The 17046-nt window shown below is 66.2% G+C and carries 15 protein-coding genes, 1 tRNA gene and 1 pseudogene; 2 read left to right on the top strand and 15 right to left on the bottom strand.

The genetic code is table 11. The features are described 5' to 3' along the window. Positions 1-115: 115 nt before the first annotated feature. Complete coding sequence (gene ctaD, locus ROA7023_RS15685; RefSeq protein ID WP_085879988.1) at positions 116-1789, bottom strand: cytochrome c oxidase subunit I; 1674 nt, start codon at positions 1787-1789, stop codon at positions 116-118. Positions 1790-2044: 255 nt separating this feature from the next. Then, on the bottom strand, positions 2045-2722 hold the full coding sequence (gene lipB, locus ROA7023_RS15690) for a lipoyl(octanoyl) transferase LipB (RefSeq protein ID WP_085879989.1): 678 nt from the start codon (positions 2720-2722) through the stop codon (positions 2045-2047). Positions 2723-2921: 199 nt separating this feature from the next. On the opposite strand from lipB, the gene ROA7023_RS15695 reads away from it, so the two are divergent. Continuing rightward, positions 2922-3008: transfer RNA gene (locus ROA7023_RS15695), tRNA-Leu, on the top strand. 458 nt (positions 3009-3466) lie between these two features. Here the strand turns inward: ROA7023_RS15695 and ROA7023_RS15700 are convergent. Further along, positions 3467-3697, bottom strand: coding sequence for a hypothetical protein (locus ROA7023_RS15700; RefSeq protein ID WP_085879990.1), 231 nt, complete (start codon positions 3695-3697; stop codon positions 3467-3469). Beyond that, positions 3698-4060: a class I SAM-dependent DNA methyltransferase gene (locus tag ROA7023_RS15705; protein ID WP_143535587.1), complete on the bottom strand. Its 363-nt coding sequence runs from the start codon at positions 4058-4060 to the stop codon at positions 3698-3700. Between the two features lie 74 nt (positions 4061-4134). Here ROA7023_RS15705 and ROA7023_RS15710 point away from each other — a divergent pair. Further along, a pseudogene (locus ROA7023_RS15710) lies at positions 4135-4928 on the top strand (IS5 family transposase). Positions 4929-5107: 179 nt separating this feature from the next. On the opposite strand, the gene ROA7023_RS15715 reads toward ROA7023_RS15710, so the two are convergent. From ROA7023_RS15715 to ROA7023_RS15760, 11 genes are all read right to left on the bottom strand, one after another. After that, the gene (locus ROA7023_RS15715) at positions 5108-5380 is read right to left on the bottom strand and encodes a hypothetical protein (protein ID WP_085879992.1); all 273 of its coding nucleotides are present in this window, start codon (positions 5378-5380) and stop codon (positions 5108-5110) included. Then, entirely contained in the window at positions 5377-5811 is a 435-nt protein-coding gene (locus tag ROA7023_RS23895) for a peptidase M15 (protein WP_143535588.1), read from the bottom strand. The genes ROA7023_RS15715 and ROA7023_RS23895 overlap by 4 nt, the downstream gene beginning before the upstream one ends. Continuing rightward, on the bottom strand, positions 5808-6059 hold the full coding sequence (locus tag ROA7023_RS23900; protein ID WP_143535589.1) for an Arm DNA-binding domain-containing protein: 252 nt from the start codon (positions 6057-6059) through the stop codon (positions 5808-5810). Before ROA7023_RS23900 ends, ROA7023_RS23895 begins: the two co-directional genes overlap by 4 nt. Positions 6060-6397: 338 nt before the next feature. Then, positions 6398-7465, bottom strand: a complete 1068-nt coding sequence (locus tag ROA7023_RS15725) for an ABC transporter permease (protein WP_234992262.1) — start codon at positions 7463-7465, stop codon at positions 6398-6400. Between the two features lie 10 nt (positions 7466-7475). Further along, positions 7476-9038: a sugar ABC transporter ATP-binding protein gene (locus ROA7023_RS15730; RefSeq protein WP_143535590.1), complete on the bottom strand. Its 1563-nt coding sequence runs from the start codon at positions 9036-9038 to the stop codon at positions 7476-7478. Then, positions 9035-10117 (bottom strand): sugar ABC transporter substrate-binding protein, encoded by a 1083-nt coding sequence (locus tag ROA7023_RS15735; protein ID WP_085879995.1) that lies wholly within the window; start codon positions 10115-10117, stop codon positions 9035-9037. Before ROA7023_RS15735 ends, ROA7023_RS15730 begins: the two co-directional genes overlap by 4 nt. After that, positions 10114-10764: an isochorismatase family protein gene (locus ROA7023_RS15740; protein WP_085879996.1), complete on the bottom strand. Its 651-nt coding sequence runs from the start codon at positions 10762-10764 to the stop codon at positions 10114-10116. Before ROA7023_RS15740 ends, ROA7023_RS15735 begins: the two co-directional genes overlap by 4 nt. Before the next feature lie 13 nt (positions 10765-10777). Beyond that, positions 10778-12670, bottom strand: coding sequence for a hydantoinase B/oxoprolinase family protein (locus ROA7023_RS15745; protein ID WP_085879997.1), 1893 nt, complete (start codon positions 12668-12670; stop codon positions 10778-10780). Between the two features lie 4 nt (positions 12671-12674). Then, on the bottom strand, positions 12675-14879 hold the full coding sequence (locus ROA7023_RS15750; protein ID WP_085879998.1) for a hydantoinase/oxoprolinase family protein: 2205 nt from the start codon (positions 14877-14879) through the stop codon (positions 12675-12677). 12 nt (positions 14880-14891) lie between these two features. Then, positions 14892-15755, bottom strand: coding sequence for a helix-turn-helix domain-containing protein (locus ROA7023_RS15755; protein ID WP_085879999.1), 864 nt, complete (start codon positions 15753-15755; stop codon positions 14892-14894). Positions 15756-15758: 3 nt separating this feature from the next. Further along, positions 15759-16970, bottom strand: coding sequence for a CaiB/BaiF CoA transferase family protein (locus ROA7023_RS15760; protein ID WP_085880000.1), 1212 nt, complete (start codon positions 16968-16970; stop codon positions 15759-15761). Between the last annotated feature and the right edge of the window lie 76 nt (positions 16971-17046).

Consider the following 17046-nt stretch of genomic DNA (forward strand, 5'->3'; position numbering starts at 1 on the left):
CCAAGCAAAAGGGGCCCCGGATCTCTCCGGGGCCCCTTTCGGTCTGCGGTGACCCGTCTGGCCTGGGCCAGCGGTCGCGGGCGCAGGTCAGTGCTCGCGGGTCAGTGCTCGCGGGTCAGTGGGCGTGACCCTTGTCCCAGTCACTCTGCTTCGGCAGCGTCTCGAACGTGTGCTCGGGCGGCGGCGAGGGCAGGGTCCATTCCAGCGTGTCCGCCCACTCGTTCCAGGGGTTCGCCTCGGTGGCGTTCTTCGGCGCCAGCAGCGTCTTGAACAGCATCACGATGAAGAACAGGAACGAGGCGAAGGCGAGAAACGCGCCGATGGAGCTGACCATGTTCCAGGTCGCGAAGGCCTCCGGATAGTCGATGTAGCGGCGGGGCATGCCCTGACGGCCCAGGAAGTGCTGGGGGAAGAAGGTCAGGTTGGCGCCGATGAACATCGTCCAGAAGTGCAGGTGACCGGCCCATTCCGGGATCATCCGGCCCGACATCTTGGGCAGGTAGAAGTAGATCCCGGCGAAGATGCCGAAGACGGCACCGAGGCTCATCACGTAGTGGAAGTGCGCCACGACATAGTAGGTGTCATGATAGGCGCGGTCGATGCCGGCCTGGCTCAGGACGATCCCGGTGACGCCGCCGACGGTGAACAGGAACAGGAAGCCGAAGGCCCACATCATGGGTGTCTTGAACTCAACCGAGCCGCCCCACATGGTCGCGATCCACGAGAAGATCTTCACCCCCGTCGGCACCGCGATGACCATGGTGGCCAGCATGAAGTAGCTCTGCTGGGTCAGGGACATGCCGACCGTGTACATGTGGTGCGCCCAGACGACGAAGCCCAGGGCGCCGATGGCGACCATGGCGTAGACCATGGGCAGGTAGCCGAAGATCGGCTTCTTCGAGAAGGTCGCGATGACGTGGCTGATGATCCCGAAGGCCGGCACGATGATGATGTAGACCTCGGGGTGACCGAAGAACCACAGGATGTGTTGGTAGAGGATCGGGTCCCCGCCGCCCGCAGGCTGGAAGAAGGTGGTGCCGAAGTTCCGGTCGGTCAGCAGCATGGTGATGGCGCCGGCCAGCACGGGCAGGGCCAGAAGGATCAGCCAGGCGGTCACGAAGATCGACCAGGCGAAGAGCGGCACCTTGTGCAGCGTCATGCCCGGGGCGCGCATGTTGAGGAAGGTCGTGATCATGTTGATCGCGCCGAGGATCGACGAGGCGCCCGAGACGTGCACGGCGAAGATCGCGAGATCCATCGACATCCCCGCCTCGGAGGTCGAGAGCGGCGGATAGAGCACCCAGCCCACGCCCGAGCCCAGCTGCCCGTTGCCGCCGGGCGACAGCATGGACGCGACGCCGAGGCCCACGCCCGCGACATACATCCAGAAGCTGAGGTTGTTCATCCGCGGGAACGCCATGTCCGGCGCACCGATCTGCAACGGCATGAAATAGTTGCCGAAACCGCCGAAGAGCGCGGGGATCACGACGAAGAACATCATCAGCACGCCGTGGTAGGTGATGAGCACGTTCCACAGGTGACCGTTCGGGGTGCATTCCGACGGGGCGGCGGGCAGGAAGCGCGCCCCTTCAAGGCACATGTACTGCACCCCGGGGTTCATCAGTTCCATCCGCATGTAGACCGTGAAGGCCACGGCGATGAAGCCGACGAAACCGGACACAAAGAGATACAGGATCCCGATGTCCTTGTGGTTCGTGGACATGAACCAGCGGGTGAAAAAGCCGCGGTTGTCTTCGTGTTCATGGCCGTGGATGGCTGCGTCTGCCATGTGGCTCTCCCCAAGATTCTGTGACGCCATGGCCCTTGCGCACGAGTCGCCAGGCCATGGCCATTGACGGTGTTCTAAAGGCAGCGCGGTGAGGGGGCAATAACGCTTGGGGAAAATGGGTTGGGGCAGTTTGGCGCAGGCGGCCCCGGCGCATGCTCTCGCACGCGCTGGGCAGGGCCGCCGCCTCGCTCCCTGAGGCGTCTTACCAACGGCAAAGCCCGCCCACCTTGATCCTTGTCAAATCGGCGCGGGTTTTCAGGCGCCCCGCACCGGGTCGGGGGTGGGCGCGGGCATGTGCAGCGGGAAAGTCCGCTTGAGGGCCACGTCCACATCCGTGAGCGTGACCGGCAGGCCGAGATCGACCAGGGAGGTGACCCCGTGCTCGGAGATGCCGCAAGGCACGATCCCGGAGAAATGCTCCAGGTCGGGGTCAACGTTGATCGACAGGCCGTGGAACGAGACCCATTTGCGCAGCCGGATCCCCAGCGCCGCGATCTTGTCCTCGGGGGCCAGGCCCGCCGCGGTGAGCGGCTTGTCGTGGCGCACGACCCAGACGCCGACACGGCCGTCCCGGCGTTCTCCCCTGACGTTGAACTCGGCCAGGGTCGCGATGATCCAGGATTCGAGGTTGCGGACGAAGCCGCGCACATCGCGGCCCCGCGCAGCCACGTCGAGCATCACATAGGCCACCCGCTGGCCCGGCCCGTGATAGGTATATTGCCCGCCGCGCTTGGTCGGGTGGACGGGAAACCTCTCCGGATCGGTCAGGTCGCGCGGATCGGCCGAGGTCCCGGCGGTATAGAGCGGCGGATGCTCCAGCAGCCAGATCGCCTCGTCCTCGGTTCCGGCGCGGATCGCCTCGGCGCGGGCCTCCATGCGGGCGGTGGCCTCGTCATAGGGCACCGGCGCGGACGAGGTGATCCACTCAACCATGGGCGTCGTCGAAATGGGGTGAGCGGTCCGTCATGACTCTGTCCTTTTGCACCACCGGCAGGATAGTCCTCCCCCGCCCTGAGAGACAAGCGGGCCGGGGTTTGCAGCCCCTGATCCGAGGCACGAAAGAATCCTGAAATTTTGCCCTTCACATTCCCTCGGCGAGAAGCTAGAGACCCCGCCACCAAGCCTAGACAGTGCGGTCGTGGCGGAATTGGTAGACGCGCAGCGTTGAGGTCGCTGTGGGGTAACACCCGTGGAAGTTCGAGTCTTCTCGACCGCACCATTCTCTAGGAATAAAGCATTGATTTACTTTGCTTGATTCCAAAGAGACGCCAGCGTGTCCCCCGAATATCCACCTTTGCGCTCTGACAGGCGGGCTATTCGCCTGGCGCTGCGGCCAGCTTGCGGACCTCGCGGCCAGGGGCATTTGCCGGCTTTCGCACCTCTACGGCCTCGCCACTTCCGCCGCCGTCTGTCCAGCCCGGAGTCGCTGGCCCCGGTCGTGCGCCACCGCCTGCAGCGTGCATCCGGCAGACTGTCCGCCCACCGACGGCGGGTGAGCGGCAGGGCTGGCCCGTCCGTTTCGATTTCGCGGTGCATCGGGGCGCGACGTTCGCACGGTGCATCGGGGCGCGACGTTCGCACGGTGCATGGGGTCGGCGTCAGGTTTCATCGCCGCCCCGCCCCCGGCTTTTCGATGGTCCCGACAATCGCCCGCCCGCCGTCCTCGACCGTGACACGTTACACGCGCATCACCTGTCGCCCCTTCGAGCGATACCGTTTGAGCGTATCCATCTGCGCCGCGAAGGTGCGAGCGGTCTTGTTCAGCGCCTTTTCGGCGCAGTCCTTTTGCGGGATGGATTCGACGTGGTTCAGGTGCCGCGCGAGCATCATCACCGCTTGATGGATCGCCGCCATCTGGGCCAGTAGCAGCATCTCGGGAACCCGGTCCACGAGGCCGGGCGGGTTCATTCAGTTTTCGCGCAATTCATTGAGCCGCGCCGCCAACGTGGCAATCGCCTGCGCACGCGGGTCGTCGGCATGGTCCGAGGAGGGAATGTCCGGGGTCAGTCCCTCGCGGAAGGGGAAGGTTTCGAAGGTGGTGGACGGGGTGTAGCGAGGGTCGTTGCCCACGCCGAGAAACGTGTCCATGCGCAGCGTCCAGAGTTCGTGGAACCGCGAATGCAATATGCCGACGGTCGTGTCGTCGTCGCGGGCGATGGCATACATTGAACCCGTGGGCGCGACTTGTATGCTCAGGAAAACGACAAAACGGTTCTTGGCACCTTCGGGCTTCGCTATGAAGCGGGTCAGTCCTTGGAGCGCGGCGCGCATCCCCGGTCCAGGGTCAGGACCCATCGATCTTGTCATGTTGGCGTGATTCACGCTTCGAAAACCGAGCAGTGAACATGTCTGATCTTTTCTGGCTGACGGATGCGCAGATGGCGCAGATTGAGCCCTTCTCTCCGACGTCACACGGTAGACCAAGGGGCAATGGCCGGCGGGTCTCGAGTGGGATTGTCTTCATAGATCGCAATGGTTTACGCCGGCGTGATGCACCCGCCGCCCATGGCCCGCACAAGACGCCCTGCAATCGCCGAAAGCGGTGGAGGTGAGGGGCAAGCGCCACTGGATCGAGTGCAGCCCCGAACAGGGCGTCTTTTGTCCGGATGATGGCGGGTCTGGTTGCCGAGCGTGGCGAGGCGAAGACGGTGATGATCGACGCGACTTGCCTCAAGGCGCACCGAACAGCGACCAGCCTGGGCGAGAAAAAGGGGGGCGTGGCCGCCTGATCGGCCGGACCAGGGGCGGCATGAACACCAAGCTGCACGCCATCTGCGACCGCCAACGCCGGCCTCTGAACCTGTTTGCCACCGCCGGACAGGTCAGCGACGACATCGGCGCACGGGCAATGTTGAGCAGCCTGCCGGAGGTCGATTGGCTGCGCGGGGACCGCGGCCATGACGCCGACTGGTTCGGGGAAGCGCTGAAAGGCAGAGGGATACGCGCCTGCATCCCGGGCCGGAAAAAGCGCAGGAAACGCGTTCAGTACGAAAAGCGTCGATACGGACGGCGCAACCGGATCGAGATCATGTTCGGCAGGCTCAAGGACTGGCGACGCGTGGCAACCCGATCCGACCGATGTCCGAAGGTCTTCCTATCTGCCATCGCCCTGGCCGCAACTGTCATCGACTGGCTATGAGTCCTCGCCCTGAGTGACTCCCTTGGTGGCGGTTCGATCAACGGGCCCGGTCTCCTTCCGCATCACAGCGTAGTCTGCCGACATCCCCGCGATTGCCGACTCCACTGGCAGCAATGCCAATTCCTCAACCGCCCTCGCCTTAGACTCCCGTCCGTATTCCACGACCGGTGGACATGCCGCTACGCCCTTCGCCTCAAAAACGCGCCGTTGCGCAGCCGGTCAACCAGCGCGTTGCGATCAGGAGGACGGCCAGCCGCTGCCTCCAGCATCCCGCGTTGGATCTTGTCGGCCTTCGCCGCAATGTCCAGACGTTCAGCGATCCGACAGGCGCGTTCGCCCGAGCGGCGGGCAGACAGAAGAAACAGGGCGATGGCGATGGCAATCGTGCCGTAGCGCAATGCGGCCCTCGCCCATGGGAAGGCTACGATCCCGCCGAGACTGGTGGCGATCATCGCTGCCCCCGCTGCCAATCATCGAGGCGGGCGTAGATCGTGACCGCAATGCCAACGGGCGCCACGGCGATGAAGACCCAGCGAAGCGTATCGAGATAGGGCACCAGTGGCAGGACGGCGGACTGGGTCTCGGCCAGGACGCTCCGTGCGACCTTCTCGGCCGCTGCACCCATTGTCGCCAAACCGGCTGCTGCCCCGCCGTTCAAGGTTCGGCTTTCAGCCAGAACCTCGCGCACGGGCGGCGTGTCCTCGGCGAATGCGGTCGCCCGGCCGGGAAAACGCCCCCCCTGGCGGGCTGGGCCAAGATAGACATGCATGAACCCCGAGCGCGGATAGAAGCCGAACCCAAGAAACCCATCCTCCCGTGCCGCTGCTTCGACCACCACCGGATTGTGGTTCGGCATTGCGATGTGAAAGACCGCACCGTTCATGTGCTTGGATCGCGGCCCGCCTTCGCCACGGCCCGCCAATGGTCGGCAGCATCGCGGGCCTGCGCCAGCGTCACGTCCGGAAAGCCGCCGCGGCCCATTTCACGCCACCTGCCGTGAATGGCGGCATGCAAGAACCATTGACCGCCGCCATCCTCGCGCTGCATGAACCACAGGCCTGCGCTGTCGCAGTGTTTGCCCGCCGGGACGTTCCGGACGAAAACCGACGAAAGCCGATTTCGTGCCCGCATCTCCTGCCCTTTGCCAGTTCAGGCGGGCTGTAGCTGTCGACCCGCCTGTCCACCTTCTGTCGCCGGATATGGATGGGGCGACAAGGCACGGCTGCACAGTCAGGCCATGTTTTCAAGGTTGATGTGGGCAGGAGAGGGCAGGGAAAGGTAAGCAGAAACAGATAGTTGCTGCACATCGACAGCACCAGTTTTCCCGCTCCAGTTACCGGGATTCCGGTCCGGTTTTCGCGGTCCGGTGGGCCGCGAGCCGGTGGCAGCGAGGGACGTGGGGCGGCTTCGCAACCTCACGAGTTCAAGCCGGCCCGTCCGCGATGCAGACGGAATGCAGCCCTTGCCGCTCAATCCATCGGGCGGCGGCCGCGCAGAAGCTGGCTGATCGAGACCGCGATGACCAGACCGCCGCCGTAGAACAGGTTCTGAACGAAACTGTCCACACCGAGGAAGTTCAGCCCCATGATCCCGGTCGACAGGAAGAACACGGCGACAAAGGCGCCGATCGCGTTGAAACGCCCCGGGTAGATCGCGGTGGAGCCGAGGAACGCCGCCGCGAAGGCGGGCAGCAGAAAGGCCAGCGCCGAGGACGGATCCGACGCCCCGCGCATGCCGGTGTAGAGGATCCCCGCGAAAGCGGCGAGCGTCGAAGAGGCCACCAGCGCCCCGGTGCGGACCCGGTTCACGTTCACGCCCGACAGCCGCGCGACCTCGCGCCCGCGCCCGACGAACAGCAGGCGGCGCCCGAGGGCAGTGTGCTGGAACACGTACCAAAGCACCGCCGTCAGCGCGAGCGCGTAGTAGAAGCCCACCGGGATGCCGAGAAAGCGCGTCAGGATCACCGCGCGGACGAGGTCCATCGAGACCCCCGCGATCGGTGTGCCGCCCGAGATCCAGAGCACTACTCCGTTGATGAAATACCCTGTCCCCAGCGTGACGATCAGGGAATGGATGCCGAAATAGAGGATGAACAGCGCGTTGATGAAACCGATCGCCGCCCCCGCCATCAACGCGATCAGCATCGCTGACCCGATGGGATAGCCCAGCCGCACGTTCAGCACCGCGATCAGCATGGACGATATGGCCATCACGCTGGCGACGCTCAGGTCGAAATCTCCGGTGGTCAGCGGGATGATCAGCGCCAGCGTCAGCACCACGATCATCGCGTTCGACCCCAGCATCGTGGCGTAGGAGTTCCAGGAAAACATCTGCTCGGGCCGGAAGGCGCCCAGGATCAGGATGATCAGCACCCAGGCCGCCAGCAGGCCGTAACGCTCCGCCCAGTCCTTCAGGCCCGTGCCGGTTCGCGCCGTGCGGGTCTCGGTCGTTGCCTCGAGCCGGGCGAGCTTGGCCTCCAGCTCGGCGATCCGGGCGTCGTAATCGGCCATGTCGGCGCGTGTGTCCGTAGGGCTCATGCGGTCTCTCTCAGGCTGAAAGGCTGGTGGAGCGGAAGCAATGCTCGGCGATGTCGGTCTTGGTCAGCTGCTCGCCGGTCAGTTCGGCGACGATGCCGCCCCGGGCGAAGATCAGCACGCGGTGGCAGATCTGGGCAAGCTGGTCGTAATCGGTCGAAGCGATCACGATGGCGGCGCCGCCCTCCGCCGCCCGGTCGAGCATCGACCAGAGCGTCTGGCGCGCACCCACGTCGACGCCCTGGGTCGGCTCGTCCAGCAGAAGAAGCCGGGGGTCCGTCTGTAACCACTTGGCCATCAGGGCCTTTTGCGCGTTGCCGCCGGACAGGGCCGACAGCGGCAACGCGGGCAGGTTGGGCTTGACCCCGGCCTCGGCGCCAAGCTGGCCGGCGTGGGAGTCAATACCGGCGGTGGTCAGGCCGAAGGCGCTGCGAAGGCGTTCGAACACCGGCATGGCGACATTGTCTCCGACCGAAAGAGAGCCGACACCGGCCTGCCCCAGCCGGTCGGCGGGCAGATAGGCGATGCCGCGGGCGAGGGCGGATTGCGGGTCGATGAGGGGCAGGGGGGTCCCGCGCCCGTGCAGGCGCAGACGGCCGCCCTCGGCCCTGGCCGCGCCATAGAGCAGCGCGGGCACCCGGTCGGCGCCCGATCCGATCAGGCCGGTCAGGCCCAGGATCTCTCCGGTGCCGACGGAAAAGCTCAGGGGACCGAGACCCGGTGCTGCGAGGTCCTCGATTTCGGCGGCGGTCTCCTTGGGGTGGGCGGTGCGGGCGCCGTAGTCGTCCAGGCTGCGGCCGATGATGCGTTCGACAAAGGCGTCGTGCGACGTGCTCGCGGTATCCACGGTGTCGATCAGGTGGCCGTCGCGCAGGATGGTGGCGCGGTCGGTGATCTCGCGCACCTCGTCCACGTCGTGGCTGACAAAGACGACCGACGCGCCGGTGGCGGTGCAGCGGCGGACGAGATCGAAGAGCTGCTCGACGCCCGCGCGCGGCAGGAATGGCGTGGGTTCGTCCAGCACAAGCACACCCGGGCGGTCGGCATGGTCCTTGGCGGCCCTCTGCAGGTCGACGTAGGCCCGCACGATCGCCAGCAGCGCCTGCTGGACGGCCGACAGCGTTCCGACCTCGGCCCTGGGGTCGAGGGACAGGTTGAAGCGGGCGAAGGTCTCGGCGGCCTCGCGATGGGCGCCGCGCCAGTCGATGGCCCAATTGGCCCCGGTGGCCAGATCGCCGAGGTTGAGGTTCTCGGTCACCGACAGCGACGGGATCAGCCCGAGGTGCTGGTGAACGAAGGCCAGACCAAGCTCGCGCACCCGCGCACCGGGGATCGGCAGCGGCACGGCACGGCCGTAAAGGCGCACCTGCGCCCCCGGCTCGGGCGTATGAAACCCTGCGAGGACCTTGATCAGCGTGGACTTGCCCGATCCGTTGGACCCAAGAAGCCCGTGCACCTCGCCCCGCGCGACGGTCAGAGACACGTCATCAAGGGCGGTGGCGCCGCCGAACCGCTTGGTCAGGTGCTGGATGTCGAGGGCGGCGGTGTCGCCGCCCCCGGTCATGGCTGCGGTCACTCGATACCCCAGAGCGCCTTGAAGCCCTCGATATGCACGTCGCCGTAGCCGTCGTCGAAGGTTGCGGGGATGCCCGCGGTCTCGACGTTCTCATCGGTGAAGATGAAGGCGGGCGTGTTCAGCGTCGTCACCGGATCGAGGCCGCAGAGCAGGCGCATGTTGGCGTCGGTGCCGGCCATGCCGACCCAGCCGAGGCTCTCGCCCACGTTCATCTCGACGATGTCGCCGTCGCGCATCATGTCCAGCACGAAGGGCGTGCCGTTGTAGCTGACGATCTTGGCGTCGGACCTGGCGATCTGGATCGCGGGCACGATGAACTGCGACATGGAATCGTAGACCGGCAGGACGTAGTTAATCGACGGATCCTGAAGCAGCGCGTTCTGCACCGCGCCCTGTCCCTGCGTCGCCCAGTCATTGACCGGCACGTTGATGTAACGCGTCGTGCACTCGGGGCAGTTCTCTTCCAGATAGCCGAGGATCGAGTCCCGCAGCGGCGCGGTCGGCGTGATCTCGTCAGGGCCGAGGACCAGCGCGTTCACCTGTCCGACGGTCTGGACCATGGTCCAGGCGGCGATGATCTGACCGACCGTGACATAGTCCACGTTGCCCGCACCGTCCATGAAATCGGGGATTTCCTGGGTGGTGGCGTCCCAGTTGTGCGTGGCCGTCACAAGTAGGCCGGCATCGCGGGCCTCGGTGATCTGCGGCACCAGGAATTCGGGCGGCAGGCCGCCTTGCATGTCGATCAGGCTGTAGCCCTCGGCGACGGCGGTGTTGATGCCCTGGATCCAGCCGGCCGGGTCCATCTGCGTCTCCCAGGCGCGCAGGTCGAAGCCGACGATCTCGGCCGCCTGCACGAAGCCGTCCGAGATCGCCTGGTTGAACGGGTTGGCGTTGGTCAGCGGGATGACGAACATCGACTTGTCGGCCATGCAGGCCCTGGCGTCGAACGCGGGCCCGGGGGCGGTGAAGGTGGGGGCCGAGCTGTACTGGTCGATCAGGGCCTGCGCGGCCTCCATGTCGGCGAGGGCGGGCCCCGCGAGGGCTGTGGCCCCGAGGGCCAGAAGGATGCGGTTCATGTGGTCTCTCCCGTGCTGGTTTCTTTGAGGTAGGCGAGCGCCGCGTCGGTGGTCAGTAGGTCGGCGTACTTGGCGCTCATGTCGTAGAGGTTCGCCTGGTGCGGGCCGTCGGCCCGGTCACCCACGGCATCCTCGACCACGAGGGTGACGAGGCCGTGGGAAATGCTGTCGATGCAGGTCGCGCGGACGCAGCCCGAGGTGGTGACCCCCGCCAGCAGCAACGTATCCACCTTCAGCCAGTGCAGCGTCGCGGCCAGCGACGTGCCGAAGAAGCCCGACGGATACTGCTTTTCGATAACGATGTCGCCGGCCTCGTAGGTCAGCGGCGAGGCGAGTTTCTGGGTTTCGGCGCCCGCGTCGAAACAGGCCAGCGCCGGCACCTTGGCATAGAACGCGCCGCCGTTCGCGCCGCCCGGCTGATACTTCACCTGCGTGAAGATCAGTGGGATGCCCGCCGCCCGCGCCCCGGCCGCCAGACGCACGGCGTTGTCGAGCGCGGTCTGGCAGCCCTCGCCGCCGTAGAGCGGCGAGCCCTCGTCGAAATAGGCCACGGCGAAGTCGATCATCAGCACAGCCGGCCGGGTGCCCCAGCGTTGACGCGCGTGATAGCCCGCGCGGCTGTAATTGGTATCGAGGTCTTCGGACATGGCGGTCGGCTCCTTATTCGGCGGCGGTTCGGAACTGGGCGCGGAACACCGGGTCGACCGGTGGCTTGAAGCCGGTCTCTTTCTCGGCCCGGGCCTTGAGCTCCTTGATCGAGCCGAAGCCGCGGTTGAAGAGTTCGGTTCCGCCGCGCTTGGCCGCCATCTCCTTGCGGAGCTTGGCGGTGGCGCTTTCGTCCACCGCGCCGCCCTTGATGACCACGCCGTAGCGCCGGGCACCGTCGATCGTCACGAGGTGCCGCTTGACGTCCAGCAGCACCGCCGCGGTCTCGCGCTCCAGCGGGTCGCCCCAGCCGCCGCCGCCCCAGGTGTTGAAATGCAGGATGTCGCCGGGCATGACCTTCACCCGGTCGCACTTGGATGGGATGTTCTCGGTCGTGCCGTCCTTGCGCACCAGCGTCTTGGTGGAGCGCATCCCCGGCTCGCCGCCGTTCACGCCCCAGGGGTAGGTCAGCCAGCGGTCGTCATGGATTGAGACCTCGCCCTCCTCCAGCAGTTCGTAGGCGATGGTGATGCCGTTGCCGCCACGGTGCTTGCCCGCACCGCCCGAATCCGGGATCGTCGCATAGGTGCGGATGCGCAGTGGAAAGTAAGCCTCCAGGAACTCGTTGGGGACGTTGGTGAAGGCGGGCCACATGGAATGGCCGTCGGGGCCGTCGCCTACCGGCCGGCCGGGCACGCCGCCGAACCCGATCTGGAACAGCTGATACCACTCGCCGCCCTTGTCGAAGCCGGAATACATGAAATGCGGGCTGTCCGAGAAGCCGGCTGCGTTGAGCGCGTCGGGCGCCCCCTGGCCCAGCAACCCGCCCATCAGGTCGAAGATCCGGCCCAGCATGTGCGTGCGGCACGACAGGGCCGCGGGCTTTTTAGGCTTCAGGATGCAGCCTTCGGGTATATGGACCTCGACCAGGTCGTAGAAGCCGTCGTTGAACAGGATCTGCGGATCGAAGAGGTTGATCGTGAACGCCCCGAAGAACATCTTGAACATCTCTTCGTTGAGCAGGAAGTTGATCGACGAAAACGATTGCGGGTCCGAGGCGGAGAAGTCGAAGATCGCCTTCTCGCCCTCGCGGTGCAGGGTGCAGGCGATCTTGTAGGGGCCGTTGCCCATGCCGTCGTCGTCGATCCAGTCGTGGAATTCCGCCTTCTTGCCGTCCTTGGCCTCGGGAATGATCATCTGGATGATCGCGCCCATGGCGACCTTGTTGCGGTCCAGCATGTCCCACATCGCGCTGATGTAGGTATCGGCCCCGAAGCGGTCGATGTTCTCGCGGACCCGCCGTTCCGCCAGGCGCAGGGCGGCGATGATGGCGTAGAAGTCCGACTTGTTCCACTCGGGCATCCGGGTGTTGGCCAGCAGGATGTTGAGAATGTCCTGTTGCACCTCGCCGCCGCGATAGATCTTGGTGGGCGGAACGATGACGCCTTCCTCGTAGATCATCTTGGCGTCGGTCGGCAGCGAGCCCGGCACCTTGCCGCCCACGTCGGTCATGTGGCCGAACATCGCGGCCCAGCTGACCAGCTTGCCCTCGTGAAAGATCGGCATCATCAGCAGCCAGTCGTTCAGGTGGCTGACCGCGCCGTTGCAGGAATAGGGGTCGTTGGTGATGAAGATGTCGCCATCCTCGATCGTGCCTTCATAGCCGTTGATGAAGCCGTAGAGGAAAGAGCCGAACTGGCCCACGACCATCTTGCCCTCCTGGTTGGCGATCATCGGGAAGGCGTCGTGCTGTTCGCGGATGCCGGGGCTCATGGCGGTGCGGAACAGCACCGCGTCCATCTCGTTGCGCGCGTTGCGCAGGGCGTTTTCCACGATGTCGAGCGTGATCAGGTCGACGTCGACGCGGCTGAAGGGGGCGGGGTTGGTTTCGATGATGCGTGCGGGCATGGGTTCAGCCTTTCGCCTTTTCGTGGCCCTCGGGCCAGATGAGGATGTTGCCGACGGCGTCGATGATGCCGACGTGGCCGGGAAGAATGACGGAGGTGCTGTCCATCTCGGTCACGACGGCGGGGCCGTCGACCCGGTTGCCGGGACGCAGCTTCGATCGGTCGTAGATATAGCCCTCGCGCCAGGCGCCGTCGGCATAGATCCGGGTGGGCTGGACGCGGGCGCCACGTGAGTCGGTGCCGGTGTCCTCGGCCCGGGTCTCGATGAAGTTCTTCTCGGCCCCCTGCACGACCGCGCGCAGGCCGACCAGCTCGTGCTCGGCGTCGAGCGCGAAGGTAAAGAGCTGCTCGTGTTCGGCGTCGAAGCGGCGGGCGATGCCGGCGATCCCCTCCTTGTCGAAAGTGTCGGGTGTGAGGTCGACGGTCAGCTTCATGCCCTGACCCTTGTACCGGATGTCGACCTGATAGAGCACGTCCTGCTCGCTGCGGCTGACGCCGTCCTCCGCGAGCGTTTCGGCGGCCTGGTCGGTCAGGTCGGCCAGCATCTTGCCGATTTCGCGGTCGGTGGTGGCCGAGACGGCGGTGACATAGGTCTGGCTCGCCTCGTTGCGCATCCGCGTGGTCGCGTCGCCATAGGCACAGAGCACCCCGGGGCCTGGGGGGACGATCGCGGGCCAGGAATTGACCAGCCGCGCCAGCGCGTTGGCATGGAGCGGCCCGGCGCCGCCAAAGCCGATCAGGGCAAAGTCGCGGGGATCATATCCCTGTTCGACCGACACCAGTCGCAGCGCACCGACCATGTTCTCGTTGACGATGCGGATGATGCCTTCGGCGGCGTCCTCTACGGTCAGGTCCATGCCGTCGGCGACCTTCTTGACCGCGGCGGCGGCCAGGTCGCGCGAGATATCCATGTCGCCGCCGAGTTTCGCGTCCGACGGCAGATAGCCCAGCACCACGTTGGCGTCGGTCACCGTCGGCTCTTCGCCGCCCTTCTTGTAGGCGGCGGGGCCCGGGACGGCGCCGGCCGATTGCGGCCCCACGCGCAGCGCCTTGGTCAGCTGCGGCACATAGGCGATGGAGCCGCCGCCGGCGCCCACGGTGCGCACGTCGATGGAGGGTGCGCGCACGGTGACGTCGCCCACCCGGGTCTCGCGCCGGGTGCGCGCGGTCTGGTTCTCGATCAGGGCCACGTCGGTCGAGGTGCCGCCCATGTCGAAGGTCAGCAGGTTCTTGAACCCCGATTGCTTGGCGATCCAGACAGCCCCCGAGACGCCGCCGGCCGGCCCCGACATCAACAGGTTGACGGGCGCATCCATCGCCGACTGGGCCGACGACAGACCGCCGTCGGAGCGCAGGATCTGCAGCATCACGTCGGCGCCCATGCGCGACTTCAGCTCTCCTTCGAGGTTGCGGACGTATTTCGACACGACGGGGCGCACGTAGGAATTGACCACGGTGGTCTCGGTCCGTTCGTATTCGTACATCTCCGGCATGACCGCGGCGGAGGTGGAAACCGGGATGTCCGGCGCGATCTCCTGGGCGATCTCGGCGATCCGGCGTTCATGCGCGTCGTTGGCATAGGCGTTGAACAGCGCGATGGTCAGTGCCTCGATCCCCGATTTCAGAAGCGTCTTCAGTTCCTTGCGGATCTGCGCCTCGTCCAGCGGCACCAGGACGTTGCCCTGTGCGTCCATCCGCTCGTCGGCCTCGATGGTCAGCTCCAGCGGGGCCAGGGGGGCGGTCTTGTTCCAGATCACCCAGCCGCCCAGCCCGCCGGGCACGAAGGACCGCGCGATCTGCAGCGTGTCGCGATAGCCCTTGGTCGTGACCAGCCCCACCAGTGCGCCCGAGCCGGTGAGCACGGTGTTGGTGGCCACGGTCGTGCCGTGCATCACCTCGGCGATGTCGGTGGGGTCGATCCCGGCCTCGCGGCAGATCTTCTCGATCCCGTTCAGAACCCCGCGAGAGCTGTCTTCGGGCGTCGAGGGGACCTTGGCCGTGAACGTCCGCCCGTTCTTTTCGTCGAGCAGAAGCAGGTCGGTGAAGGTGCCGCCCACGTCCACGCCCAGTCGCAGGCCCGCCGCGCGGGACAGCCGGGTGGAGCTGCGCAACGGCGCCGGCCCGGTGCCGCCCTCGACGCGGGACAGCCGCTCTTCGAGGGCCTTCAGCCGCTCCTCGTATCGCCGGATCAGGTCGTCTGTGGTGGTCATTCCTCGTCTCCCCTAGCGACCGAACAGCCGTGCCCAGAAACCGCGCCGCGGGGGCGTCGCATCCGATGACAAAGCCATTGCCCGCTCCGACATGGTCAGGGCGCGGTCCACGGTCTTTCTTTGTTGTTCGATTATCCGGCCGCGTTCGGCGACCTCAGCTTCCAGCAGTTCACTTGTCTCGACGGCCCGGCCCAGGGCCTCGCCCGCGCGCCGGGCGCTGTCCCGGCCCTCTTCGGCCTCGGCCATCGCGCGGTCGAGCAGGTCGATGGCGCGGCCTGCCGCGGCATCCATCCGCGCGACCCTTTTTTCACTGGCGTTCTGGCTTTCTTCGGCCATGTCCACCGCCCGCGACAGAAGCGCGGCGAGCCGGCTCTGGTCCGCCGCGCGGTCCTCCATCAGGTCGCCGCTTCGCGCCAGCGCCTCGAGTGCGCGGCCCGTGGTGTCGGCCAGCCGCTCGGCATCCGCGGTGCGGTTCTCCAGCACGTCGAGCGCCCGGTCCAGCAAACCTTCGAGCCGGGTGCGGTCCATCTCCGCCTCGGCCAGGGCGGCGTCGGCGCGGTCGATGGCGTCGGCCTGCCGGGCGGCCAGCTCTTCGAGAAGGGCCGCGCGGTCACGCTCGTCCTGTAGTTCCTCGATCTCGTCGAACAGCCCTTCGAGCAGGGCGGCATCGCTGGGCAGGGCGCCCTCGCGCATCCCTTTTTCCACCTTCTGTGTGCGCACGTCGGTCAGGTCGACCCGCAGCCGCCCTTCGTTGTCGCGCCGGGCGGGGATCAGCCCCCGCGCCACGGCCTCGCGCACCCGCAGCCGGTGCAGGCCGAGGTGATCGGCGGCCTCTCCGACGGTCAGGAATGCAAGCCGCGCCGCGCCGTCAGACATGGATCAGATAATCCCCCGCGACTTCAGATCGGCCTGCGCCTCGGCGCTGAGCCCCAGAAGGTCACCGTAGACATAAGAATTGTGAGAGCCAAGCTCTGGCCCCACGTGCCGAATTGCGCCGGGCGTGTCCGACAGCCGCGGCGCCACATTCTGCATCTTCATCGAGCCGAAATCCGGGTGGTCGATGTCGATGATCGCCTCGCGGGCCTTGAAATGCGGGTCCGAGATCATGTCCTCGGCCTTGTAGATCAGGCCGCAGGGCACGCCGTGCTCGTCCATCTTCTGCTGCAGCGCCTCCAGCGGCACGGTGCGGGTCCAGTCCGAGATCAGGTCGTCGAGCTCCGTCTGGTTCGCCCCGCGCGCCGAATGGGTCGCATAGCGCGGGTCGGTGCCCAGCTCGGGCCGGCCCATTGCCTCGGCCAGGCGCTTGAATACGGTATCCTGGTTCGCCGCGATCAGCAGGAACTTGTCATCCGCCGTCGGATAGACATTCGATGGCGCGACGTTGGGCAGGATCGCCCCCGTCCGCTCACGCACATAGCCCGCCACGTCGTATTCGGTGACGAGGCTTTCCATCATATTGAGCACGGCCTCGTAGATCGCGCTGTCGACGATCTGTCCCTTGCCGGTCCGCTCGCGGGCATGCAGCGCCATCAGCGCCCCCATGCAGGCGTGCATCGCCGCCAGCTCGTCCCCGATCGAGATGCCCATGCGCGAGGGACGGTTGCCGGGATCGCCCGAGACATAGCGCAGCCCGCCCATCGCCTCGCCGATCGCGCCGTAGCCCGCGCGGGACGAATAGGGGCCGGTCTGACCGAAGCCTGTCACCCGCACCATGATCAGCCTGGGGTTGATCCTGGCGAGCTCCTCGTAACCGAGGTTCCAGCGCTCCAGCGTGCCGGGGCGGAAATTCTCGATCAGGATGTCGGTGTCGCGGATCAGGTCGCGGATCATCTCCTGCGCCTCGGGGGTGCGCAGGTTGATGGTGACGGATTTCTTGTTGCGCGCGACGACCGGCCACCAGAGCGACTTGCCATGGGGTTTTTCCCGGCCCCACTGGCGCATCGGGTCGCCGATCTCGGGCTGCTCGAACTTGATGACCTCGGCGCCGAAGTCGGCCATCAGCTGGCCACAGAACGGCCCCGCGAGAAGCTGGCCCATCTCGATCACGCGGACATCGCTCAGCGGTCCTTGCCGCGCCTCGGCTTCCGTCATCTTGCCTCCCCAGTTCCGGTCAAACGATTCTTGTTGCGTCAAAGGTAACGTCGGGTAATTTGTATACCAAAATCAA

Source organism: Roseisalinus antarcticus (assembly GCF_900172355.1).
In the GTDB taxonomy this organism is placed as follows: domain Bacteria; phylum Pseudomonadota; class Alphaproteobacteria; order Rhodobacterales; family Rhodobacteraceae; genus Oceanicola; species Oceanicola antarcticus_A.